Raw genomic sequence first — 22,580 nt, 5'->3', positions numbered from 1 at the left:
CTCTTCCTTTCTCTTCTAACCGACTACCAGATGTAAGCGATGACTTCGCCGCCCACGCCCTTCTTCGCAGCCTGCTTGTCAGTGAGCAGACCCGAAGAGGTGGACAGGATTGCGATGCCGAGGCCACCCAGAACCTGGGGCAGGTTGGTGGACTTTGCGTAGGTACGCAGGCCCGGCTTGGAAATACGACGCACGCCAGCGATAGAACGCTCGCGGGACGGACCGTACTTGAGGACGAGGGTCAGGGTCTTGCCGACCTTTGCATCCTCAACCTTCACGTCGGCGATGTAGCCCTCAGCCTTCAGAATCTCAGCAATGCGAGCCTTCAGTTTGGAGTAGGGCATGGATACGGTGTCGTGGTATGCGGAGTTTGCGTTACGCAAACGGGTCAGCATATCTGCGACCGGATCAGTCATAGTCATTGTGGGCTTTAGCCCTTCCTCGTTGTGGTTTCCCTACCCCGCGGTAACGGGGTCTGGACCTACAACGTAGTCGTTAGTTGGTCTTGAACGGGAAGCCCAGTGCCTTCAGGATTGCACGGCCTTCCTCGTCGGTCTTCGCGGAGGTCACCACGGTGATGTCCATACCACGCACGCGGTCGATCGAGTCCTGATCGATTTCGTGGAACATGGACTGCTCGGTCAGACCGAAGGTGTAGTTACCGTTACCGTCGAACTGGCGGTCCGAGAGGCCGCGGAAGTCGCGGATTCGGGGCAGTGCCAGGGTGACGAGGCGGTCCAGGAATTCCCACATGCGGTCGCCACGCAGGGTGACGTGTGCGCCGATGGGCATACCTTCGCGCAGCTTGAACTGTGCGATGGACTTCTTAGCGCGGGTAACAATCGGCTTCTGACCGGTGATTGCGGTGAGATCGCGGATTGCGCCGTCCATGAGCTTTGCGTCGCGAGCTGCCTCGCCAACACCCATGTTTACGACGACCTTAACGATCTTCGGGGTCTGCATGACGTTCTCGTACTTGAACTCTTCCTGCAGAGCGGGAACGACGACCTCAGCGTACTTGGTCTTGAAGCGGGGGGTGATCTTGGTTTCGGTCATTAGATGTCCTTACCCGAACGCTTAGCAACGCGCACGCGAACGGTGCGCTCCTTGCCGTCACGCTCTACAGTCTCGAGGCGGAAACCAACACGGGTCGGCTTCTTGGTCTCGGGGTCAACAATCGCAACGTTAGAAACGTGGATCGGTGCCTCAACCTTCTGGATGCCGCCTGCTGCGCCGGTCAGGGGGTTAGCCTTGGTGTGCTTGGTGATGACCTTGACGCCCTCAACAATCACGCGGTTTTCCTTGGGGAGAACCTTCAGAACCTTGCCCTGCTTGCCCTTATCTGCACCGGAAATAACCTGAACCAGGTCGCCGGACTTGATCTTAGCCATGAATTAGAGCACCTCCGGAGCCAGCGAAACGATCTTCATGAACTTCTTATCTCGAAGCTCACGACCCACGGGGCCGAAGATACGGGTACCACGGGGATCACCATCAGTGTTCTTCAGGATCACTGCGGAGTTCTCGTCGAACTTGATGTAGGAACCGTCGGGACGACGGGTTTCCTTCTTGGTGCGGACGACGACTGCCTTGACAACGTCACCCTTCTTTACGGTACCGCCGGGGATTGCATCCTTGACGGTTGCGACGATGATGTCGCCAATGCCTGCGTAGCGACGCGAGGAACCACCGAGAACACGGATGGTCAGGATTTCCTTCGCACCAGTGTTGTCGGCGACCTTCAGTCGCGACTCCTGCTGAATCATATTTCTCCTGTCGTCTCGCCGGTTCCGACTCGCTTTAGGCGCGAGCCAGCCTTGCGGAACATTTTTACGGGATTGGTTGACGCCCCGGGCCCCATCTCTATGGAAGGGGTTAGCGGAAACGCCTGGGGCAAACCCATGCCAGAAGCATTTGGACCCGCGTGAAGCGGGCGTATCCCACCCGTAAGTAGCGGCATTATGCACTGGCACGAGAAGCCCGTGGTTGTGCAGCTATTTGGATACAGCCACACAGTCTTAACACTGTACAGGAAGCAGGTATGTAGCGCAAGAGTTGATCGACTATGATTTCGGTCTCCTCCACCCTATCTCTGGAGATAGCCGGGTTTATAGAGTAAAACCCCATATCCCACATCACCATCGATTGAGAAGGTCCATTATTTGACACTTAAAGCAGGAGGCCCCTTCGTGTAGTTCCTGACGCATAAGAAACTGAAGGGGCCTCGAGAAATCTATCAAACAATGTGTAAAACAAGGAAGATAGATATTTATATTTTACTACGCTTTACTGTACTTCCACGACAGACTTGCCGCAGCTAGCAAGAGATCACCCCAGTCCTACTCTCCCACCTCACAAGCGCACACACAGCATCAGAGGGAAGGCCGGGACTGTTTTTAGGTATATCGACCGCTCTTCACTCAGTAGCCAGGACACATATACTTCGCGGTACCGTCATGGACAAGAGGCTTCTCCCTACCAATTCTCTTCTAGAGCCTCGCAGTATTCATCAAAGCGCACATCCAGCACGCGGGGAACCTTAATCTGCAGGGTAGTCCTCTGCCTTGTTCATAGCAATGGCGCCATATTTCGCCACCCTTGAACTCCACCAAAGCAGTGCTCTGAAAAAATCTGCTTAAAAATTTAGAAATTAAGGGTCGTTTTTTCAAAAATCAAGTTTTTTGGTAATAAATGTGCTTCAAGGTGCGAAAATCAGCAAGATGTACCATAATAGAAGAGACGCATGCGTCAAATAAGAGGTTCGGTCCTTATCGGACAGATTTCTTGGGTCCCTTTTTCCTCGCTAATCCGTTTGTCTAGGGACCGAACCTCGCTTTGACACAAACCCGCACTTCGGTGCGGGTTTTCTTTATATCTGAGGTACCAGAACCCTACATTTCATCTTTTACGGGCTGTTAACTGGTCAAATATGGACGGGCGAATGCAGAAGGTCCGCCTCGCCCTCCCCTATTTCTCTCATTCCTTCTCTCTCCCCCGTCTCGCTGCTACTTCTGACTCTGGTCTAGGCCTTCCACCTCTATAACAGACATATGGACAAGCTGAAAGGGGCGGTACCCATCGCTTTGATGGGTACCGCCCCTTTCAATGTCTACCGGCAGTTTCAGAGGATAAATCGGGTTCTTAAATATCCTGCAGATCCCGCCCTACCTCTTTAGTTACTACAGAGCGGTAGTATCGTGAGCTACCGTGGGGTACGGACTATGCCTTGCGACGACGTGCTACAAGCACAGTTGCGCCAACGATCAGGGCAAGAACGCCAACTCCAGCTGCAACGACGACGCCCGAAGCACCGGTGTTAGCCAGTGAAGATTTCGAGGGGTTCGAAGAGGTGGAGCCGTTGCTGGAAGAGGTAACATTCTGCGACAAAGAGCCGGAGGTCTTCGGGGCGGTGCTGTCCTTCTTCTGCGCCTCGGACTTCAAAGAATCCGCGGGAGCCTTGGACTGATCATTAGCAGGCTGCTCCTTTGCCTGTTCCTTGGCATCTGCAGGTGCAGACGGAGCATCAGAGGGGTTGGTTACAGGTGCGTTGGCCGACTCGGATGCCTTCGGCTCCGATGCCTCAGGTGCAGGTACCTTATTTTCGGTGCTGAAGGTGTACTCTACAGCAACGCCGCCACGTGCGTTATCGTTCTCTGCCAGGGAACCGGAGAGCAGATAGATAGCAACGCTATCGCCGGTCTTCAGCTCTTCAGACAGGTTAGAGTTCGCTACAGTGGGGCGGTCGATGGTTGCGGTGAAGTTACCGTTTTCATCCGCCTTGATATAAGCCCAGATGCCTGCGCTATTGCCTTCAACACCTTCAAGCTTAGGCTCTTCCTTTGCAGAGATAGCGCCCTTGTTCAGCTTGACAGCGATAATGGAGCCCTTACCATCCCGAGTCTTGAAGCCTTCACCGCGGAAGGTCAGCTTCTGGCCGTCCCAGGTCTTGGGGAAGTAGACCTTTGCGCCATCCTTGTACTCGTGCACAATCTCGTTGGATTCTGCACTTTCGGAGGGTGCCGGGGTACTCGGTTCGGGCTTAGCAGACTCACTCGGAGCCGGAGTAGTCGGCTCAGGCTTAGCAGACTCACTCGGAGCCGGGGTGGGCTCGTTGCTATCAGGCAGACTCAGCTTAGTACCGACGGGGTAAGTGGTAGTCACGCCAGAAGGAGCAGCGGCGACCTGGGTGGTTTCCGCCGGTGCGCAGGTCTCAGTGGTGTCTGCCTTCTTCTCTGCAACAGTTGCGGAGAGCGCTTCACCACCACGTGCGGTATCACCTTCAACCATGGAGCCGGAGAGCAGGAAGACCGATACCTTATCGCCGTTCTTCAGGTTTTCCGTCAGGTTGGAGTTCTCAGTGGTCGGGTACGGCAGTTCAGCAGTAAAGTTACCATTCTCATCTGCCTGGATGTACGCCCAGACACCCGCACTGTTGCCGTCAACGCCGTTGAACTTCGGCTCTTCCTTGGCAGAGATGCGGCCCTTGTTGAGCTTGACTGCAAGTACGGAGCCCTTTGAACCGTCCTGAGTCTTGAAACCTTCACCACGCAGCTTCAGAGTTTCACCGGTGGTCCAGTCCTTCACAGCGTAGAGCTTAGCGCCGTCGGCGTAGGTCTTCACCAGTTCTTCAGAAGAAGTCTGCGCGGTAGGCTTCGCGGTGGTTTCAACGGTGGTGTTGATCTTCACCATAACGCCGGGAACGATCGGGGAATCTGCGTTGTCCTTGCCCTTGGGCTCCGTGCTAGAGGTGCGATATTCGCCGGTGGTCTTATCGATGGTGTAGTCGGTTTCGATAGCGGAAGTGCCTTCGATGCTGCGGGCTACAGCGTATGCGCTGCCATCTGCGGTGACCAGAACATCATTTGCACCGCTAGTTGCGCCGGTAGACACCTGAGAAACAACGGTACCAGTTCGTGCATCAATAACACCGACATTGCCGGTACCGTAATCGGTCACGTACAGCAGGTCACGGGCTTCATCGGAGGCGAGGGCGAGGGCCTGGGTACCGAAAGGAATGGTCTTCTTGTAGGCACCGGTTTCCAGGTCGTAGGCGGTGATACCGGAGTTAGTGCCCTTACGGTCACCCTGGGAGCTGACGTAAATTTCCTTCAGGGACTTGTCTACAGTGACGTCCGATGCGTTCAGAGCAGCTTCAGCATTTTCCTTGTGCAGCTGAATGGTCTTCTCGACCTCGTAGCTCTTGGTGTCAATCACCTTCACGGTGCCGGCGCTCAGGGAGGGCACGTAGAGCTTGCCATCGGCGGAGTCCACGTGCATGTTCATTGCGATGTCCGATTCTCCCTTGGCGTCGGTGAACTCAATCTTCTTGACCAGGGTGTGCGAGGTAGTATCGAAGACGCTAATGCCGCCAGAGCCAGATACAAAGACCTTGCCACTAGAGGGGTCGATGCGTACCTCACGCGGGTGATTGACGTCGCCTTCTGCGCTACTCCAAATAATCTTATTGGTCGCGGGATCGAAGACAGATACCTTGTTGACACGGGTCTGGGTCACCCATACGTATCCGGTTGCTTCGTCGTAGGCAATACCGTAGGGAGATTCGATCTGCTTACCGGTCGGTGCAGTAGCACCACGTCCAATAAAGTCCGCGGTCGGGAACTGGTAGACAGTAGAAAGGCTCGGGGTGGATGCAACGTTCCAGGTGCCGACGCCACCGGTCAGAATCGGCGGGCGTCCGGAAGAGAATGAAGTGTAGAGGGAGGAGGTTGCCGCCGAGTATGCCAGCTGGTACTGGCCGGGCAGACCCTGGTACTGGGTAGCGCTCACTGCAATGTGACGGCATTCCTCAGTAGAAGTCTGGGAGTTTCCGCCGGGAACGGATGCGGAAACGTTTGCCGCAAAGGTAGCGGGAACGGTAGCGAAAGAGCCTGCAACAACGGAAAGTGCGCCTGCAATGGCGAGCAGCTTACGTGAGGGCTTGGGCGAAGAAATCATGCTGATCCTCGATAATATGTAGTGGTACTTCTCCAAAGGTCGTGCAACCTCTGGAAGATGCAAAGCCACCCCACTGATTATTGGGCAAGGTTATGCTAAGCAACTATAAAGTTGATATTAAGTGCCTAGTTAGGTTATTTCAAGTGCTTTTCATCAGGTGTCATAGTTCCTAGACACCTTACTCCCGCATTATTCTTCATTTTTTCATCACAATTCCGTCTCCACATGCGCTTTCTTCTCTAGCAGCGTCTACGCATGGATTGCACCATCAAAACAAGAGAAAAATATTACTCTCTCGTATGACGTATCAAGACATTTATGACAAACATTGTCTTAGCGTCTGTTATTAGCCCATGCCATAGGGCGCGCCCCACCACAGTTCTTCTCGCACGAAGGTTACGAAAAGAACCCCTCTCCTACCTAGGTAGGAGAGGGGTTCTTTTACTGCTCTAACAGAGAACCATGAAAAGGGCTTACTTAGCCTTTTCGATGATCTCCACGATACGCCAGCGCTTGGAAGCGGACAGCGGACGGGTCTCTGCAATCAGAACGAGGTCACCGATGCCAGCAGCGTTCTGCTCATCGTGTGCCTTGATCTTGGAGCTACGGCGAACGACCTTACCGTACAGTGCGTGCTTCACGTGATCCTCGACCTCGACGACAACGGTCTTGTCCATCTTGTCGGAGACAACGTAGCCGCGGCGGGTCTTGCGGTAGCCGCGCTCTTCGTTCTTTACTTCACTCACTTGGACTCACCTTCAGTTGCGGGACGAATACCGAGCTCGCGCTCACGCAGCACGGTGTAGATACGTGCGATGTCGCGCTTGATAGTGCGGCGACGACCTGCGTTAGCCTGACCGGTGACTTCCTGGAAGCGGATGTTGAAGAGTTCCTTCTTCGCTTCGCTCAGCTTTGCAGCCAGCTCTTCGTTGGAGAGCTCTGCGAGCTTATCGATGCTCAGGTCCTTGGATCCTACTGCCATCTCGCTTATTCACCACCTTCGCGGCGACGCACAACACGTGCCTTCATCGGGAGCTTGTGGATTGCAAGGCGCATTGCCTCGCGAGCCACTTCTTCGGACACACCGGAGAGTTCAAACATGACTCGACCCGGCTTGACATTTGCGACCCACCACTCGGGCGAACCCTTACCGGAACCCATACGGGTTTCAGCGGGCTTCTTGGTCAGCGGACGGTCGGGATAAATGTTGATCCAAACCTTACCGCCACGCTTAATGTGACGGGTCATTGCAATACGTGCAGCCTCAATCTGGCGGTTGGTCACGTATGCGGGCGACAGGGCCTGAATGCCCCACTCACCGAAGCTAACCTCGGTGCCGCCCTTTGCGAGACCATTACGCTTGGGGTGGTGCTGCTTGCGGTACTTTACTCGACGGGGAATAAGCATTTATGCCTCACCGTTCTCTGCAGTCTTGGCCTCGACCTTTGCCGAAGCGTTCTCGTTGCGGCGCTCGCGACGAGGACCACGGTTGCCCTGGCGGCGGCGGTCACCATCGCGGCGGTTGCCACGGCGGTTGTTTGCTGCCTGCTGAGCTGCCAGCTCCTTGTCGGTCAGGTCGCCCTTGTAGATCCAGACCTTCACGCCGATGCGACCGAAGGTGGTCTTAGCCTCGAAGAAGCCGTAGTCGATGTTCGCACGCAGGGTGTGCAGGGGCACACGGCCTTCGCGGTAGAACTCGGAACGGGACATTTCAGCGCCACCCAGACGGCCGGAGCACTGGATACGGATACCCTTTGCACCTGCACGCTGTGCGGACTGGATTGCCTTCTTCATGGCACGGCGGAATGCAACACGCGATGCGAGCTGCTCTGCGATGCTCTGTGCAACCAGCTGAGCGGAGAGGTCGGGGTTAGCAACCTCGAGGATGTTCAGCTGAATCTGCTTGTTGGTGAGCTTCTCGAGCTCGCCGCGGATGCGGTCTGCTTCTGCGCCACGTCGGCCAATCACGATACCGGGACGAGCGGTGTGGATGTCCACACGCACGCGGTCACGGGTGCGCTCGATCTCGACCTTTGCAACGCCTGCGCGATCCAGGTTCTTTGCCAGCAGCTCGCGGATCTTTACGTCCTCGCGGACGAAGTCAGCGTAACGCTCGCCGGGCTTATTGGAATCAGCGAACCACTTGGAGACGTGGTCAGTGGTGATGCCCAGTCGGAAACCGTTCGGGTGAATTTTCTGACCCATTTAGCGGCCCTCCTCCTTCTCCGGGGTAGCAACTACCACGGTGATGTGGCTGGTGCGCTTGTTGATTCGGTATGCGCGACCCTGAGCGCGGGGCTGAATGCGCTTCATGGTCGGGCCCTCGTTCACGAATGCTTCGCTGATGAACAGCTCTTCCTCGCGGAAGGGCAGACCCTGCTGGGTTGCCTTCTGACGAGCGTTAGCTACTGCCGAAGCAACGATCTTGTATACCGGCTCCGAAGCTGCCTGGGGGGCGAACTTCAGAATCGCCAGAGCCTCTTCCGCCTGCTTACCACGGATCAGGTTGACGACACGGCGGGCCTTCATAGGCGTAACGCGAACGAAACGCGCTGATGCCTTGGCTTCCATTGCCTATCTCTCTTTCGTCTATTGCCGAAAGGGAAACGTTAGCTTATCGGTGTGAACCGATTAGCGACGCTTGCCCTTACGGTCGTCCTTCACGTGGCTGCGGAAAGTGCGGGTCGGAGCAAACTCACCGAGCTTGTGACCAACCATCGACTCGGTGATGAACACCGGCACGTGCTTGCGACCGTCGTACACTGCGATGGTGTGACCGAGCATGTCGGGGATAATCATCGAGCGACGCGACCAAGTCTTGATTACGTTCTTGGTGCCCTTCTCGTTCTGAGCTGCAACCTTCAGGTAGAGGTGCTGATCAACGAAAGGGCCCTTCTTCAAACTACGAGGCATGTTTCAGGCTCCTTAGCGCTTCTTGCCAGTACGACGGCGACGAACGATGAGCTTGTCGCTTTCCTTGTTGGGACGGCGGGTACGACCCTCGGGCTTACCGTTGGGGTTAACGGGGTGACGACCACCGGAGGTCTTACCCTCACCACCACCGTGCGGGTGGTCAACCGGGTTCATGACCACACCACGGACGGTCGGGCGGATGCCCTTCCAGCGGTTACGGCCTGCCTTACCCCAGTTGATGTTGGACTGCTCAGCGTTGCCAACTTCACCAACGGTTGCGCGGCAACGAACATCCACGTTGCGGATTTCGCCGGAGGGCAGACGGAGCTGACCGTACTTGCCTTCCTTAGCAACCAGCTGTACAGAAGCACCTGCGGAACGAGCCAGCTTTGCGCCGCCACCGGGACGGAGCTCGACACAGTGAATCACGGTACCAACGGGGATGTTGCGCAGGGGCAGGTTGTTACCGGGCTTGATGTCAGCTGCGGGGCCGGACTCGACGATGTCGCCCTGAGCGAGCTTGTTCGGAGCGATGATGTAGCGCTTGGAACCATCGAAGTAGTGCAGCAGCGCGATGCGAGCGGTACGGTTGGGATCGTACTCGATGTGTGCAACGCGTGCGTTAACGCCGTCCTTGTCGTGACGACGGAAGTCGATGAGACGGTACTGGCGCTTGTGGCCGCCACCCTTGTGACGGGTGGTGATGCGGCCGGTGTTGTTACGGCCGCCGGTCTTGTGAAGCGGACGAAGCAGGGACTTTTCCGGGGTGGAGCGGGTGATCTCGGAGAAATCAGCAACGCTCGAACCGCGGCGACCCGGGGTCGTCGGCTTGTACTTACGAATACCCATTTAGATATTTCTTCCTTCGTTAAAGTGGTCTCCGCGGGACTTATGCCTGCGGACCGCCGAAGATGTCGATGGTGCCTTCCTTGAGGGTCACAATCGCACGCTTGGTGTTCTTGCGAGCGCCCCAACCGAAACGGGTGCGCTTGCGCTTGCCCTGACGGTTGATGGTGTTGACGGAAGCAACCTTGACGTCAAAGATCTTCTCGATGGCCTGCTTGATTTCCAGCTTGTTGGAATCGGTTGCGACCTCGAAGGTGTACTTACCTTCGTCGAGCTGACCGTAGCTCTTCTCGGAAACGACGGGAGCGAGGATCACGTCGTATACAGACTTGGTGGAAACGCTCATTACTTAGCGCCCTCCTTCTTCTGAGCTGCAGCAACGAATGCGTCGAATGCTGCCTTGGTGAAGACCACGTCGTCCGAAACCAGCACATCGTAGGTGTTGAGCTGATCTGCGTACAGAACGTGGACGTTCTCCAGGTTACGTGCGGACAGAGCCACAACGTCCTCTGCACGAGCAATCACAAGAAGGATGTTCTTGCGCTCGGTGATAGCTGCGAATGCAGCCTTTGCAGCCTTGGTCGAGGGGGTTTCACCGGAGATGAAGTTCTCGACAACGTGGACGCGGTCGTGACGAGCGCGATCGGAGAGAGCACCGCGCAGTGCAGCGGCAATCATCTTCTTGGGGGTGCGCTGTGCGTAGTTACGCGGGGTCGGACCGTGAACAACGCCACCGCCGGTCATGTGCGGTGCGCGGATGGAGCCCTGACGTGCGTTACCGGTACCCTTCTGCTTGAAGGGCTTACGGCCTGCACCGGAAACCTCGCCGCGGTTCTTGGTCTTGTGGGTGCCCTGGCGTGCAGCAGCGAGCTGTGCAACGACAACCTGGTGCAGCAGGGGCACGGATGCCTGCGCGTCGAAAATCTCTGCGGGCAGGTCTACCTTAAGGGTCTTAACAGCCATGATGTATTAGGCTCCCTTCACAGCGGTACGAACCAGAACAACGCCGCCCTTGGGACCGGGGATTGCGCCCTTGATCAGCAGGACATTGTTCTCTGCGTCCACACCCTGGATAGTCAGGTTCAAGGTAGTGTGACGTGCTGCGCCCATACGGCCAGCCATGCGCATACCCTTGAACACGCGTGCGGGGTAGGATGCGCCACCGATGGAACCGGGCTTACGGTGGTTCTTGTGCTGACCGTGAGACGCGCCAACACCCTTGAAGCCGTGACGCTTCATAACACCTGCGAAGCCCTTACCCTTGGTCTTACCAACGACGTCGACCTTCTGGCCTGCTTCGAAGAGCTCAACGGTCAGTTCCTGACCGAGGGAATACTCAGAAGCATCTGCGGTACGCAGCTCGACGATGTGGCGACGGGGGGTAACACCGGCCTTCTCGAAGTGACCAGCCAGGGGCTTGGTAACCTTGCGAGAGTCGATTGCACCGAAACCAATCTGAACAGCTTCGTAGCCGTCAGTTTCCTGGTTACGGATCTGGGTAACAACGTTAGAATCAGCCTTAACGACGGTGACGGGCACAAACTTGCCGTCCTCGTCCCAGACCTGGGTCATGCCGAGCTTGGTGCCCAACAGGCCCTTCACCTGGCGCTCGAATTTATTAGTCATTAGATGCGATCCTCTACAGCTTGATCTCGATGTTTACGTCTGCCGGCAGGTCGAGACGCATGAGGGCATCAACAGCCTTGGGGGTCGGATCAACAACGTCGATCAGACGCTTGTGCGTACGCATCTCGAAGTGCTCGCGGCTGTCCTTGTACTTGTGGGGAGAACGGATAACACAGTAAACGTTCTTCTCGGTCGGCAGCGGCACGGGGCCAACTACAGTTGCGCCTGCGCCCTTTACCGTTTCGACGATTTTCCGTGCCGAAGAATCGATGACCTCGTGGTCATAGGACTTCAGACGGATGCGGATTTTCTGTCCCGCCATCTGTCGGACTCTCTTTCTTGATGTATTCCCTGTATCGGAGCTTTTGCCCCTTTGTTATAGCGCTTAAGGAACGCGATATATTCATCACGTGCGCCACTCAGAACGGACTGAATCCGGCTTTGCCGGGTTCCTCACCCCGCCTGAGTACCGACCCCCGAACTCGGGCGTGTCGCCTATTTTCTAGACAGACTCATCCCGTCATCCTTCGGACCGGGTCATACGTGGGCCTACCTTTAGTGCAGGTAGACGCTTTGACAACGTCGTCAATTCTCTCAGAGATAGAGCGCTTGCGCAATACAAACACGAGTTAAGTGCTTAAGAACACTTAACTATCTCTATCAGCCAGGGGGGTGCCCCCCCCCCCCCGATGTAGCTCTCAGGGAGCTTTCAATCTATTTTCAGTAAGTTCCATGCGCTTTATTGCCCGCAATAAAGGTTTTAGTGCTGAAAGCTCTCGTATTGTAGAAGTATCACTACAGCCTAAGGAGAAACTATGTCTCAGTCGACACAACCTCATCAGGCGCCCTCTAGCTCTCACTCATCAACCCAGAGCCCTCAGCTTGTTCAGCAACCGGCTCTTGGTACGCATACTCCCTCTACGGTAGCGGGCGTATATTCTCAGCCTCCTGCACAACGACGCCGAGTCAATGAAGACATCTTCCTCAATATTGTTCTGTACATTGGCTCGCTCTTGCTTATAGGTGCCGCTGGTCTTTTCGTCACCTCGGTTACCTCTTCTAAGGATGAGACTGCTATTGTCCGCGTCGTCGCATTGGGTCTCGGAGCCGTCCTCTTCTATTCTGCCGGTCTGCTCACCTACCGTTTCGTTGAGCGTTTACGTATCGCCTCCTACTCTTTTGCAGCGACCGGTCTGGCGTTTATCCCTCTGACCGGTATCGCCGTCTATGTCCTTGAGATTTGGACAGAGGGACGTTACATCTGGTTTCTCACCTCCCTAGTTGGCACAGCCGCCATTGTGGGAGCCTGTACTCTCATGCGCAACCGCGTGATGGCGTACCTGCTGATTTCGTTTATCGTTTCGGACTCTCTGTCAGCAACAAAAGTCGCCTACCTGCCTTTTGTCTGGTATTTCGTCTCGTTGACCGTTGTTGCCACCGTACTGGGACTGATTTTGCACTTTGCGCCGAACGCTGCGCCGAAGGGCATCCGCGAAGGTCTCGTTGATTCTTCTCGTATTTTCGTTCCGGCTACGGCCATCGCTATTTTCTTCTTCACTAACGATCTGATCTACACGGACGCGGGTATTGCTTTTGCGCTTATGTCTGTGCACGCCATTCTGTTCACCTGGCTGAACGGTACAGCGGATAACTACGCTCAGGCTCGTATCTACCCCATTGCTTTAGTCCTGTGCTTCGTTCTGGATTTGAATCACGGCCCATGGTTCCCGAGTATTTTCTTTGTTTCAGTTCTGCTTGTGAACATAATTTCCGTATACGCTTTTGTCCCGCGTTTGCAGCAGAACATTGGTGAGATGGTTGACTCTCACGAGTATTATGTCGCTCCGAATCAGCAGATGCCCCCTATTCCCTGGGCTCAGGATGCTCTTCAGCCTCGTACTGGCAAGAAGGCATGGCTACCTGCCGTTGATGCGTGCATCGGTGTTTTCTTCTCCTTCTTGACGGTCCTGGATGCATTCTACGCAGCTTATGCGACTCACAGCTCGGCACATGTAACACGCTGGAGCACTTTCCTTCCCTATGCAGAAGGCCAGCAGGGGCTCTTCCCCGCTCCCTGGGTTATTGGCGTCCTGTGCATTGTGAGTTTCTTGCTCTACCGCAAGGCAGTTCAGCCTCTGGTGCTCATGATTTTTGCGGCAGTCATTCCTGTGATTGCCATGTATCTCTCCCCCAATAGTCAGGGCACCTTCTATCTCTTCTTTGCCGCTGCTATTGTTATCTACCTGCTCAGTGCTAAAGCCCCTGAGATGCGAACTGCTGGAGCTGTGCTCAGCAATATTGGTTATGCCATCGGCATGATTCAGCTCTTCCTTGCTCTCATTCCCGAGATGCAAACTTCTGAATCGCCTCTGATGTTTGCTATGGTCTGCTCAGCTATCGCGCTACTGACCTTTGCGTTCTCTCAGAATGGGGCAGCGCAGAATGCGAGCTACCGACTCAATGAGATGGCGGCATACCTCATCTTGGGCGTCTTCGCGTTGTTTGCAGGATATAGCATCAGCATTATTGACGGTGCCGTACATGACCGCTTCCGGATCATTTTCTCCCTGTTCGCTGGAGCCGTTCTTTTCGTCAGCACTCTGAGCGCTCTTCTGCTGGGCCGGGCCCTGCAACTTCCGGATATTGTTGGTTCTGTCCGCTCCACCGTGGTCAGCGCCGTGCGTATCGCGCTCTACACAGCCCTCGCCATCGCTATGATTGGCTCTCGACACTATCTGCTCTTCGGTCCGAAAGAATATGTTGCAGTAGCTTTGCCTGCCGTTCTGACGGTCATTTACGTGGCACTTGGCCTTTTCATTGCTGCAGGTTCTTCGGTCCGTTCCGAGCTACTCACTATTGCTCGTTTCCCCATCTGCTGGTCTGTTGTTCTGCTCGCCATCAGCGGCAACGTGAAGGATTCTGTAGTCAACTTCCTGTTCATTGTTCTGCTGGTTGGTCAAGCTCTGTGTAGCGTACTGCTCTACGCACGTTCCAAGCGAATCTACGAGGCGTACGCAGCAGCGAGCTTCTTCACCCTTGGCGCTGTACTGAGCGCAGTCCACACTATGGCAGATATTAATCAGCTTCTGCTTTCAGTAGCTGCTCCGGCTCTCCTGATTGTTCTCTGGGCGGTGGCAATCTTCTTCAAGGCGCCTTACATGCAGATTGGCGCTTCCATCAGCGTTACCATTTTCTACATTGGCTCCCTGTGGAATCTCTTCCACCCTAAGAAGAGCATCATGGAAGTCACTCTTCTGGGGTACTACACGCTCTTTGCCGTTATTATCCTTTTCGTTCTGAAGGTGATGCTCCCGGTCGAGGTCTCTGGTGCAAAGGCTACTATTCGCCCGTACATCTCTGTCCCGGCCGGTAATAGGACGGTTAAGCTGCCGATGCACGGTCCGCTCGGTTCGCCCTATCCGCGTTTTACGCCGCGCCGCTCCCTGGCCCAAGCGATCTACGCTCCGGTCAATACGTTGCTGATGATTCCGGCGCTGTGCGTGTTGGGATTCATGACGTTCTTCGGCTTGATTTTCGATTACGAGCAGGTGGAGCTCAACGCCCTTCTTTGGGGTTTGTTTGCTCTATCCTTCGTATCGGTCTCTAAGCCTAAGAGTCTGCCAGCTATTGGCACTGTTGCGTTCAGCCTTTTCATTGCCCGTCTGGTCCTTGATTACTTAGACTACAACCCGCTGAGTGTGATTCTTGAGGTTATTCTTCTGGCGCTCCTGGCGTTCACCGCTGCGAAGGTCCTCAGCAACCTCATTGTAAAGAAGCCGTTGGATACGCAGGTATCGGACGCTCCCTTGTACTGGGCTTTGGGTCTGCAGGTATTCCTCACCCTGGTAACGTGGGCAGTTCCTGCTGACGGTCCGGATATCGTGGTCCTGGTACTCGGTATCGCGTTGACTCTTCTGAGCGCTCTGCTGCTCGACCGAGTCTGGACCTATATTGCGGCCGCCCTGGTCACCCTCGACCTAGCGATTTTGCTCACCGGTCTGAACCCGCTCACCCTGTTCATCATCTCTATTCTGCTCATCGCAGGCGTTATCTGGCGTCTGCTGGCTCGACAGAATAAGCAGGATGCTGTCGCATCCCAGCAAGGTCCCGCTCAGGTTGTTGGCTACCCCCAGGAGCCCCAGACTGAAGGTACCTACCCTCAGAACCAGGTGGCTAACGCTCAGGTGCAGCAACGCCAGGTTGCTCCGCAGGGCTACCAGCCTCGTGACGAAGAAAATATCTAGCCTGCTGCAGATATAGGTTATGCTACTGCAGCATTCTGTAGTAGGACTACCTATGTCCCTTCCGAGGGGGCAGTCATTCGAATTGCGGTTCCCAGCCTTCGGGCTGGGAACCGTTTTTCTTTACTCTCAAGCAACCAGCTTTAGTTTTTCTCTGCACCAAGAAATCAGCTTTTGTTCTTCGCTTCTCAGATCCTCTATCTTCACCCTCTCCGTTTGTGCTCGGCAAGAGCGCTTGTATGGTTCCTGAGTGTCACTTATAGGGGGATAGTATTCTTTGCGCGTAGGGCCCTGTGAGGCTTCGCAGTAGGAGGAAAATAAGAAGATTCACTACGGCTTGTAACTGCAGCCTCGGCGTCGGAGCCAGGGCTGTAGGAGGCCTTTGGTAAGTCCTTAAGAAGAAATATCAGCCGTACAGCATAGATGGCTCTCGCAACCCTTAGCTTTGGCGTTTTCTACCATGGCTTTCGGTTTTATTCTCTAGCTCCTCTCAGAGGTTTCTCAGCGGATCCCAGTGGCTTTTAGCGGCCGCTATAGGCCCATAACCGCTGTCGTGTATGGGTTCCACCGCTAAAAATCAGACAGCGCTTCGGCCTCCTTAGTTCTTCAAAAGGGCATAACAAAAGGACCCCCGCAGATGCGGGGGTCCTTGAGTATCGCTACCTGATGGAGAGTTTCCGCTCCGGCAGATCTTTAGCGAATTGTCGTAAATTTACGGCAATTACTTGATGATCTTGGTAACACGACCCGAACCAACGGTGCGGCCACCCTCACGGATAGCGAAGCCGAGGCCCTCTTCCATTGCGATTTCCTGGATCAGGGTAACGGTCATCTCGGTGTTGTCACCGGGCATAACCATCTCGGTGCCCTCGGGGAGGGTGATAACGCCGGTCACGTCAGTGGTACGGAAGTAGAACTGAGGACGGTAGTTGGAGTAGAAGGGGTTGTGACGGCCACCCTCATCCTTGGAGAGGATGTAGACGTTTGCCTCGAACTCGGTGTGGGGGGTGATGGAGCCCGGCTCCACGACAACCTGACCACGCTCAACATCGTCACGCTTCAGACCGCGCAGCAGCAGACCACAGTTCTCGCCTGCCCATGCTTCGTCGAGCTGCTTGTGGAACATCTCGATACCGGTAACGGTGGTCTTCTGGATCGGGCGGATACCGACAATCTCGACCTCGGAGTTGATCTTCAGGGTACCGCGCTCTGCACGACCGGTAACAACGGTGCCACGACCGGTAATGGTGAAGACGTCCTCGATGGGCATGAGGAAGGGCTTGTCCTTCTCACGAACGGGGTCCGGAATGTAGGTGTCGACTGCGTCCATGAGTTCCTCGACCTTAGCAACCCACTCGGGATCGCCTTCGAGAGCCTTCAGTGCGGAAACGCGAACAACGGGAGCATTGTCGCCGTCGAACTCCTGCGAGGAGAGGAGGTCACGGACCTCCATCTCGACGAGGTCGAGGAGCTCTTCGTCGTCAACCATGTCTGCCTTGTTCAGTGCAACCAGCAGGGTGGGGACGCCAACCTGGCGAGCGAGCAGAACGTGCTCGCGGGTCTGTGCCATGGGGCCGTCGGTAGCTGCAACCACGAGGATTGCGCCGTCCATCTGAGCCGCACCGGTGATCATGTTCTTGACGTAGTCAGCGTGGCCGGGAGCGTCAACGTGTGCGTAGTGGCGCTTCTCGGTCTGGTACTCGATGTGAGCAATGTTAATGGTAATACCGCGCTGGCGCTCCTCGGGAGCGGAGTCGATCATACCGAAGTCGCGCTTCTCGTTCAGGTCCGGGTACTTGTCAGCCAGAACCTTGGAGATTGCTGCGGTCAGGGTGGTCTTACCGTGGTCAACGTGACCAATGGTACCGACGTTAACGTGAGGCTTGGAGCGCTCGAACTTAGCCTTAGCCAAGAGTGTTCCTCCTAGAACGATTGAAAACATGCACGCGGATCTTCGCTCCGGCGCATCCCGTTATAAAACGGTCTAGCGTCTACAATAGCGGATTACGCCGCAGAGATGAAACTGTTCATGCTCTCAATAATGGATTTAATTGAAAATTTTGGTGTGGGCCACAGGTTTTTAGCCCGTGGCCCACGGATAAGACGCGGAAATTACTCGCCGCGGCTCTTCTGAATGATCTCGTCAGCGACGTTCTTGGGAACCTCGCCATAGCTATCGAATGCCATCGAGAACACTGCACGACCCTGGGTCTTGCCGCGCAGGTCGCCAATGTAACCGAACATTTCGGTCAGGGGCACAATAGCCTTGATAATCTTAACGCCGGATGCGTCCTCCATAGAACGAACCTGGCCACGGCGGGAGTTCAGGTCGCCGATAACGTCGCCCATGTACTCCTCGGGGGTACGAACCTCAACGTCCATCAGCGGCTCGAGCAGGACCGGGTTAGCGCGCTTAGCGCCTTCCTTGAAGACCATCGAACCAGCGATCTTGAACGCCATTTCGGAGGAGTCGACGTCGTGGTACGCACCATCGATCAGGGTTGCCTTCACGCCTACCATCGGGTAGCCAGCGAGGACACCGAACTTCATAGCGTCCTGGATACCAGCGTCGACCGAAGGGATGTACTCGCGAGGAACGCGGCCACCGGTGACCTTGTCCTCGAACAGATACAGCTCTTCGCCATCCAGGGGCAGGGGCTCGAAGGAGACCTGCACCTTTGCGAACTGACCGGAACCGCCAGTCTGCTTCTTGTGGGTGTAGTCGACCTTCTCGACTGCCTTCTTGATGGTCTCGCGGTAAGCAACCTGAGGCTTACCAACGTTAGCCTCAACCTTGAACTCACGCTTCATACGGTCAACGATGATGTCCAGGTGCAGCTCACCCATACCACCAATTTCGGTCTGACCGGTTTCTTCGTTCAGCGAAACGGTGAAGGTGGGGTCCTCAGCGGAAAGCTTCTGGATAGCGGTGGACATCTTCTCCTGGTCACCCTTGGTCTTGGGCTCAATAGCCACGAAGATCACAGGATCGGGGAAGGTCATCGACTCAAGAACAATCGGGTGTGCGGGGTCGCACAGGGTGTCACCAGTAGTGGTGTCCTTCAGACCAATCGCAGCGTAAATGTGACCTGCGGTGATCTCTTCAACAGGGTTCTCCTTGTTGGAGTGCATCTGGAAGAGCTTACCGATGCGCTCCTTCTTACCCTTGGTGGAGTTCAGGACCTGCTGGCCCTGAGCTGCAACACCGGAGTAAACGCGGGTATAGGTTAGCTGACCGTAGAACGGGTGAGCTGCAACCTTGAACGCCAGCGCTGCGAAGGGCTCATCAGCAGATGCCTTACGGGTCAGCTTCTCTTCCTCGTTGGAGGGGTTGGAGCCGACAACGTCCGGAACGTCCAGCGGGGAGGGCAGGTACTCGATCACAGCGTCCAGCATGGGCTGAACACCGCGGTTCTTGAATGCAGAACCGCAGAGAACGGGGAATGCCTCGCCGGCGATAACCAGCTGACGGATACCCGACTTAATCTCGGGGATGGTCAGCTCGCCCTCTTCGAGGTACTTCTCCATGAGCTCTTCGCTGGACTCAGCAACAGCCTCAACCAGCTCAGCTCGGTACTGCTCAGCCTTCTCAACCAGGTCAGCAGGAATGTCCTGAACCTCGTAGGAGGAGCCCATGGTCACGTCGCCCTTGGCGTCGCCGGGCCAGACGTATGCCTTCATTTCGAGCAGGTCGACAACACCAAGGAAGTCGCTCTCAGCACCGATGGGGAGCTGAATAACCAGCGGGCGTGCGCCCAGGCGATCGATGATGGTCTGAACGGTGAAGTAGAAGTCAGCACCCATCTTGTCCATCTTGTTGACGAAGCAGATACGGGGGACATCGTACTTGTCAGCCTGGCGCCAAACGGTCTCAGACTGGGGCTCAACACCTTCCTTGCCGTCGAACACAGCAACTGCGCCGTCGAGGACGCGCAGGGAGCGCTCAACCTCAACGGTGAAGTCGACGTGACCGGGGGTGTCGATAATGTTGATCTGGTTGTCCTTCCAGAAGCAGGTGGTTGCTGCGGAGGTAATGGTAATACCTCGCTCCTGCTCCTGAGCCATCCAGTCCATAGTGGAAGCGCCGTCGTGGGTCTCACCGATCTTGTGGTTAATACCGGTGTAGAACAGAATGCGCTCAGTGGTGGTGGTCTTACCGGCGTCGATGTGCGCCATAATACCGATGTTGCGGACCTTGTTAAGGTCGGTGAACACGTCAAGTGCCACGTTATTCTCCCTAAATGAGATACTCCGAAAGCCTGCCGACTCGAATTGACTCGGCAGGCTCTAAACGGAGAATTACCAGCGGTAGTGTGCGAAGGCCTTGTTGGACTCGGCCATCTTGTGAGTGTCCTCGCGACGCTTCACAGCGGCACCAAGACCATTGGATGCATCCAGGATCTCGTTCATCAGACGCTCAGTCATGGTCTTCTCGCGGCGCTGCTTGGAGAAGCCAACGAGCCAGCGAAGAGCCAGAGCGGTGGAACGGCCGGGGCGAACCTCAACCGGAACCTGGTAGGTTGCACCGCCGACGCGGCGGGAGCGAACCTCGAGAGAAGGCTTGATGTTGTCCATAGCCTTCTTCAGAGTTGCGACCGGGTCAGAACCGGTCTTCTTCTCGACGCCCTCGAGGGCACCGTAGACGATGCGCTCTGCGACGGACTTCTTGCCGTCCAGCAGAACCTTGTTGATCAGCTGGGTGACCAGAGCAGAACCGTAAACAGGATCGTTTACGAGGGGACGCTTGGGAGCGGGACCCTTACGAGGCATTACTTCTTCTCCTTCTTAGCGCCGTAGCGGGAGCGAGCCTGGCCGCGACCCTTAACACCCTGGGTATCCAGAGCGCCACGAACGATCTTGTAGCGAACACCGGGGAGGTCCTTCACACGACCACCGCGAACGAGCACAATCGAGTGCTCCTGCAGGTTGTGACCCTCACCGGGAATGTATGCGGTAACCTCGACGCCGCCGTTGAGCTTGACACGAGCGACCTTACGCAGTGCCGAGTTCGGCTTCTTCGGGGTGGTGGTGTACACACGGGTGCACACGCCACGCTTCATGGGGTTGCCCTTCAGTGCGGGCGCCTTGGTCTTAACGACCTTGGGAGTCCGGCCCTTACGGACCAGCTGCTGAATAGTAGGCACGTTTTCTCCGTTGCTTGATCGGGTTCCTCGTTAGAAAATCCCGTATAAACTTACTGGCCCCCATCACGTTGGATGGGTGCTCTCGGTTATCAGAAACGCTCGGATGCATATCCGGTTGGTTTCTATAGGTTCCTCGACATCTCGGCGAGTTCTCAGGGCTAAAATTCCCCACCTTCAGAGGTGAAAAAGTTTTTGGGCACGCTTAAAAATGGCATTTAGGCGTCAGCAAAAAGCAACACCAAAGGACGGTATCCATACTGCCATTGATTCATCATGCCCGTACCCTCGGGAAATATCCCGCGTAAACCCACCGGGGGTGGATCCTTGTGCACCGAGCTCAAGTACTTCGCATAAGACTATACAGGTTAAATCCCACTTAATCTAGCGCCAGAGCGGGGATTCTTTGCTTTTAAGCCCCTACCTAAGAGCAAAAGCTGATGATGTGCCTCACTTAAATTACATTATTGGGATTTACTGCTCCCCCACTGCCTCTTCGGCTCGCTCTGTTTCTTTTGCCTCCTTGGAGTAAGTTAAAGCAGAAGACCACCCAGAACCCTCTCGATGATTCTCGGCAGCATCAACAGATGCGGGAGGCGAGCGCGTAGCTACATCCGCCTCCCGCAAGGGAGTATCCAGTTATAGGTCCACCACAGCGGCTGCTGGGCTACGCCACCTGGAAGACTCGAGTCTGGCCCTCAAACAGGGTAATAGTCTTCGAATTTTTATTGGCATTGCCGTAGTAGCGGATGCGGTACTACCCCTTATGAGTATTAGCCGACACCTTCCAGTGAACCGTCACCTGGGACGCCGAAGCTCATAATCTGCACTGGATACTTTTCCTGAATGACCGTTCCATTTTTTGCAGAGAAGAGAATGCCCTTCGGCTGCTGGCAACGCGTCTGCGCTGCACTCGGAGTGAACACCAAAGTAACCAGCATAGAGGGGCAACCAGAGCCTTCCCTATAGGCATCCCAGCCACCACCGCCATCCTCAGTGGAACCATAACCAAACGAAGTACTCAAGAAACCCTGACAGGTGCGCTCATTATGGCCACCACCGGTGTACTTGGCATCCACGTTCATACCCGATAAATTGAAGTACGAAATACGCAAATCCAGCCCCTTACCCACCGGAGTACCCGCACTCTTGAGCTGAGAACGCACAGCATTAGACTGCTTCTCACCCTGAATCTTCACATTCTTGAACCGGTCATTAGTGGGACCCTGACCAGGCTTCAACCAAGTATTCGGGGAAACATCACCAGCATTAGCATTGAGCACCTCCTGATGGAAGCCCAGGGTCGTAATGTTGTACAGGCTCTGGTGCGTAATACCACCGGGGGGGCGTGTGGGTGTGAGTCACGGTAATCATAATGTTCGACTCATCGTATGCGAAGCCAAACTATGCACGGATACTCTTGACCAGTTCATCACGCAGCGACTGCCAGCCAGTCAGAGAGTCCAGGACAACAATGAGGTTGCGCTTACCGGAGGCGCGATCCACCGTATGAAAAGCGCGAGCATACTGACGATTATGCACACCGCTGCCCTTCTGGAAAGAGTCGTCATAACCCATGAAGCCGACTTCACTGGGCTCACCGATAACATCCGCCGCACCCGCATCTACCAGGTAGGGGGTAGCACTAGCGCTCTGAGAAACAGGGGCCGCGGTCGCAACCTGACCGGTAGAAGAACTGCGGAAGCCACAATAAGGTATGCTACACCAATGCAAGCAAGAGAGTGGGTGGGCGCCTTAAAACGCGAAAAACAGAGGAGTGCTTTCGCTCCCCTGCAGACATAGAAGAATCCTGTTCAGACATCTGAGATTGAGATGCTCCGGAAAGCAGTCGGGTACC

Annotated in this window: 23 protein-coding genes; 1 reads left to right on the top strand and 22 read right to left on the bottom strand. The window is 55.5% G+C overall.

Annotated elements, in window-relative coordinates; all coding sequences use genetic code 11:
• Positions 1-23 precede the first annotated feature (23 nt).
• The 16 genes from rpsH to rpsJ all read right to left on the bottom strand — a co-directional run bounded on the left by rpsH (position 24) and on the right by rpsJ (position 11,662).
• Entirely contained in the window at positions 24-422 is a 399-nt protein-coding gene (gene rpsH, locus QFX07_RS02060) for a 30S ribosomal protein S8 (RefSeq protein WP_005505003.1), read from the bottom strand.
• A gap of 73 nt (positions 423-495) precedes the next feature.
• Positions 496-1,056, bottom strand: coding sequence for a 50S ribosomal protein L5 (rplE, locus tag QFX07_RS02055; protein ID WP_005505001.1), 561 nt, complete (start codon positions 1,054-1,056; stop codon positions 496-498).
• Positions 1,056-1,391, bottom strand: coding sequence for a 50S ribosomal protein L24 (rplX, locus tag QFX07_RS02050; RefSeq protein WP_279754882.1), 336 nt, complete (start codon positions 1,389-1,391; stop codon positions 1,056-1,058). Before rplX ends, rplE begins: the two co-directional genes overlap by 1 nt.
• Before the next feature lie 3 nt (positions 1,392-1,394).
• Entirely contained in the window at positions 1,395-1,766 is a 372-nt protein-coding gene (rplN, locus tag QFX07_RS02045) for a 50S ribosomal protein L14 (protein ID WP_005504986.1), read from the bottom strand.
• A 1,453-nt stretch (positions 1,767-3,219) separates the two neighbouring features.
• Positions 3,220-5,955: an LPXTG cell wall anchor domain-containing protein gene (locus tag QFX07_RS02040; protein ID WP_279741277.1), complete on the bottom strand. Its 2,736-nt coding sequence runs from the start codon at positions 5,953-5,955 to the stop codon at positions 3,220-3,222.
• 473 nt (positions 5,956-6,428) lie between these two features.
• Positions 6,429-6,701: a 30S ribosomal protein S17 gene (gene rpsQ, locus QFX07_RS02035; protein ID WP_005508401.1), complete on the bottom strand. Its 273-nt coding sequence runs from the start codon at positions 6,699-6,701 to the stop codon at positions 6,429-6,431.
• Entirely contained in the window at positions 6,698-6,937 is a 240-nt protein-coding gene (gene rpmC / locus QFX07_RS02030) for a 50S ribosomal protein L29 (protein ID WP_005504969.1), read from the bottom strand. The genes rpsQ and rpmC overlap by 4 nt, the downstream gene beginning before the upstream one ends.
• 5 nt (positions 6,938-6,942) lie before the next feature.
• A complete protein-coding gene (gene rplP / locus QFX07_RS02025) occupies positions 6,943-7,362 on the bottom strand; it encodes a 50S ribosomal protein L16 (protein WP_044150210.1) in 420 nt (139 codons plus the stop codon).
• Complete coding sequence (gene rpsC, locus QFX07_RS02020) at positions 7,363-8,160, bottom strand: 30S ribosomal protein S3 (RefSeq protein WP_005504966.1); 798 nt, start codon at positions 8,158-8,160, stop codon at positions 7,363-7,365.
• Positions 8,161-8,526 carry a 50S ribosomal protein L22 gene (gene rplV / locus QFX07_RS02015; RefSeq protein WP_279741282.1) on the bottom strand — a complete coding sequence of 122 codons (366 nt, stop codon included), beginning with the start codon at positions 8,524-8,526 and terminating at the stop codon, positions 8,161-8,163.
• A gap of 60 nt (positions 8,527-8,586) precedes the next feature.
• Complete coding sequence (gene rpsS / locus QFX07_RS02010; protein ID WP_004005282.1) at positions 8,587-8,868, bottom strand: 30S ribosomal protein S19; 282 nt, start codon at positions 8,866-8,868, stop codon at positions 8,587-8,589.
• 12 nt (positions 8,869-8,880) lie between these two features.
• A complete protein-coding gene (rplB, locus tag QFX07_RS02005; protein ID WP_005504961.1) occupies positions 8,881-9,717 on the bottom strand; it encodes a 50S ribosomal protein L2 in 837 nt (278 codons plus the stop codon).
• 40 nt (positions 9,718-9,757) lie between these two features.
• Complete coding sequence (gene rplW, locus QFX07_RS02000; protein WP_279741285.1) at positions 9,758-10,060, bottom strand: 50S ribosomal protein L23; 303 nt, start codon at positions 10,058-10,060, stop codon at positions 9,758-9,760.
• On the bottom strand, positions 10,060-10,677 hold the full coding sequence (rplD, locus tag QFX07_RS01995; protein WP_005504957.1) for a 50S ribosomal protein L4: 618 nt from the start codon (positions 10,675-10,677) through the stop codon (positions 10,060-10,062). The genes rplW and rplD overlap by 1 nt, the downstream gene beginning before the upstream one ends.
• Before the next feature lie 6 nt (positions 10,678-10,683).
• Positions 10,684-11,340, bottom strand: coding sequence for a 50S ribosomal protein L3 (gene rplC, locus QFX07_RS01990; protein WP_005504955.1), 657 nt, complete (start codon positions 11,338-11,340; stop codon positions 10,684-10,686).
• Positions 11,341-11,353: 13 nt separating this feature from the next.
• Positions 11,354-11,662 carry a 30S ribosomal protein S10 gene (gene rpsJ / locus QFX07_RS01985; protein WP_004005287.1) on the bottom strand — a complete coding sequence of 103 codons (309 nt, stop codon included), beginning with the start codon at positions 11,660-11,662 and terminating at the stop codon, positions 11,354-11,356.
• Positions 11,663-12,155: 493 nt separating this feature from the next.
• Between rpsJ and QFX07_RS01980 the strand changes: the two genes are divergently transcribed.
• Positions 12,156-15,584 (top strand): Fe2+/Zn2+ uptake regulation protein, encoded by a 3,429-nt coding sequence (locus QFX07_RS01980; protein WP_279754881.1) that lies wholly within the window; start codon positions 12,156-12,158, stop codon positions 15,582-15,584.
• Between the two features lie 718 nt (positions 15,585-16,302).
• Here the strand turns inward: QFX07_RS01980 and tuf are convergent.
• From tuf to QFX07_RS01950, 6 genes are all read right to left on the bottom strand, one after another.
• Positions 16,303-17,493, bottom strand: coding sequence for an elongation factor Tu (tuf, locus tag QFX07_RS01975; protein ID WP_005504946.1), 1,191 nt, complete (start codon positions 17,491-17,493; stop codon positions 16,303-16,305).
• Positions 17,494-17,693: 200 nt separating this feature from the next.
• Positions 17,694-19,808, bottom strand: a complete 2,115-nt coding sequence (fusA, locus tag QFX07_RS01970) for an elongation factor G (RefSeq protein ID WP_279741289.1) — start codon at positions 19,806-19,808, stop codon at positions 17,694-17,696.
• Between the two features lie 72 nt (positions 19,809-19,880).
• Positions 19,881-20,351 (bottom strand): 30S ribosomal protein S7, encoded by a 471-nt coding sequence (gene rpsG, locus QFX07_RS01965; RefSeq protein WP_005504941.1) that lies wholly within the window; start codon positions 20,349-20,351, stop codon positions 19,881-19,883.
• Entirely contained in the window at positions 20,351-20,725 is a 375-nt protein-coding gene (gene rpsL, locus QFX07_RS01960) for a 30S ribosomal protein S12 (RefSeq protein ID WP_005504939.1), read from the bottom strand. Before rpsL ends, rpsG begins: the two co-directional genes overlap by 1 nt.
• A gap of 770 nt (positions 20,726-21,495) precedes the next feature.
• Entirely contained in the window at positions 21,496-22,005 is a 510-nt protein-coding gene (locus QFX07_RS01955; protein ID WP_279754880.1) for a neutral/alkaline non-lysosomal ceramidase N-terminal domain-containing protein, read from the bottom strand.
• A 121-nt stretch (positions 22,006-22,126) separates the two neighbouring features.
• Complete coding sequence (locus QFX07_RS01950) at positions 22,127-22,456, bottom strand: neutral/alkaline non-lysosomal ceramidase N-terminal domain-containing protein (protein WP_279741293.1); 330 nt, start codon at positions 22,454-22,456, stop codon at positions 22,127-22,129.
• Positions 22,457-22,580: the final 124 nt, after the last annotated feature.

Origin of the sequence: Rothia similimucilaginosa (genome assembly GCF_029850985.2) — a bacterium.
GTDB lineage: Bacteria > Actinomycetota > Actinomycetes > Actinomycetales > Micrococcaceae > Rothia.
This window is presented reverse-complemented; position numbering and strand designations above follow the sequence as displayed.

Excerpts from the sequence above, each read along its gene's own strand:
- rpsH (WP_005505003.1), bottom strand. The coding sequence starts at position 422 with ATGACTATGACTGATCCGGTCGCAGATATGCTGACCCGTTTGCGTAAC.
- rplE (WP_005505001.1), bottom strand. The coding sequence starts at position 1,056 with ATGACCGAAACCAAGATCACCCCCCGCTTCAAGACCAAGTACGCTGAG.
- rplX (WP_279754882.1), bottom strand. The coding sequence starts at position 1,391 with ATGGCTAAGATCAAGTCCGGCGACCTGGTTCAGGTTATTTCCGGTGCA.
- rplN (WP_005504986.1), bottom strand. The coding sequence starts at position 1,766 with ATGATTCAGCAGGAGTCGCGACTGAAGGTCGCCGACAACACTGGTGCG.
- QFX07_RS02040 (WP_279741277.1), bottom strand. The coding sequence starts at position 5,955 with ATGATTTCTTCGCCCAAGCCCTCACGTAAGCTGCTCGCCATTGCAGGC.
- rpmC (WP_005504969.1), bottom strand. The coding sequence starts at position 6,937 with ATGGCAGTAGGATCCAAGGACCTGAGCATCGATAAGCTCGCAGAGCTC.
- rplP (WP_044150210.1), bottom strand. The coding sequence starts at position 7,362 with ATGCTTATTCCCCGTCGAGTAAAGTACCGCAAGCAGCACCACCCCAAG.
- rpsC (WP_005504966.1), bottom strand. The coding sequence starts at position 8,160 with ATGGGTCAGAAAATTCACCCGAACGGTTTCCGACTGGGCATCACCACT.
- rplV (WP_279741282.1), bottom strand. The coding sequence starts at position 8,526 with ATGGAAGCCAAGGCATCAGCGCGTTTCGTTCGCGTTACGCCTATGAAG.
- rpsS (WP_004005282.1), bottom strand. The coding sequence starts at position 8,868 with ATGCCTCGTAGTTTGAAGAAGGGCCCTTTCGTTGATCAGCACCTCTAC.
- rplB (WP_005504961.1), bottom strand. The coding sequence starts at position 9,717 with ATGGGTATTCGTAAGTACAAGCCGACGACCCCGGGTCGCCGCGGTTCG.
- rplW (WP_279741285.1), bottom strand. The coding sequence starts at position 10,060 with ATGAGCGTTTCCACCAAGTCTGTATACGACGTGATCCTCGCTCCCGTC.
- rplD (WP_005504957.1), bottom strand. The coding sequence starts at position 10,677 with ATGGCTGTTAAGACCCTTAAGGTAGACCTGCCCGCAGAGATTTTCGAC.
- rplC (WP_005504955.1), bottom strand. The coding sequence starts at position 11,340 with ATGACTAATAAATTCGAGCGCCAGGTGAAGGGCCTGTTGGGCACCAAG.
- rpsJ (WP_004005287.1), bottom strand. The coding sequence starts at position 11,662 with ATGGCGGGACAGAAAATCCGCATCCGTCTGAAGTCCTATGACCACGAG.
- QFX07_RS01980 (WP_279754881.1), top strand. The coding sequence starts at position 12,156 with ATGTCTCAGTCGACACAACCTCATCAGGCGCCCTCTAGCTCTCACTCA.
- rpsG (WP_005504941.1), bottom strand. The coding sequence starts at position 20,351 with ATGCCTCGTAAGGGTCCCGCTCCCAAGCGTCCCCTCGTAAACGATCCT.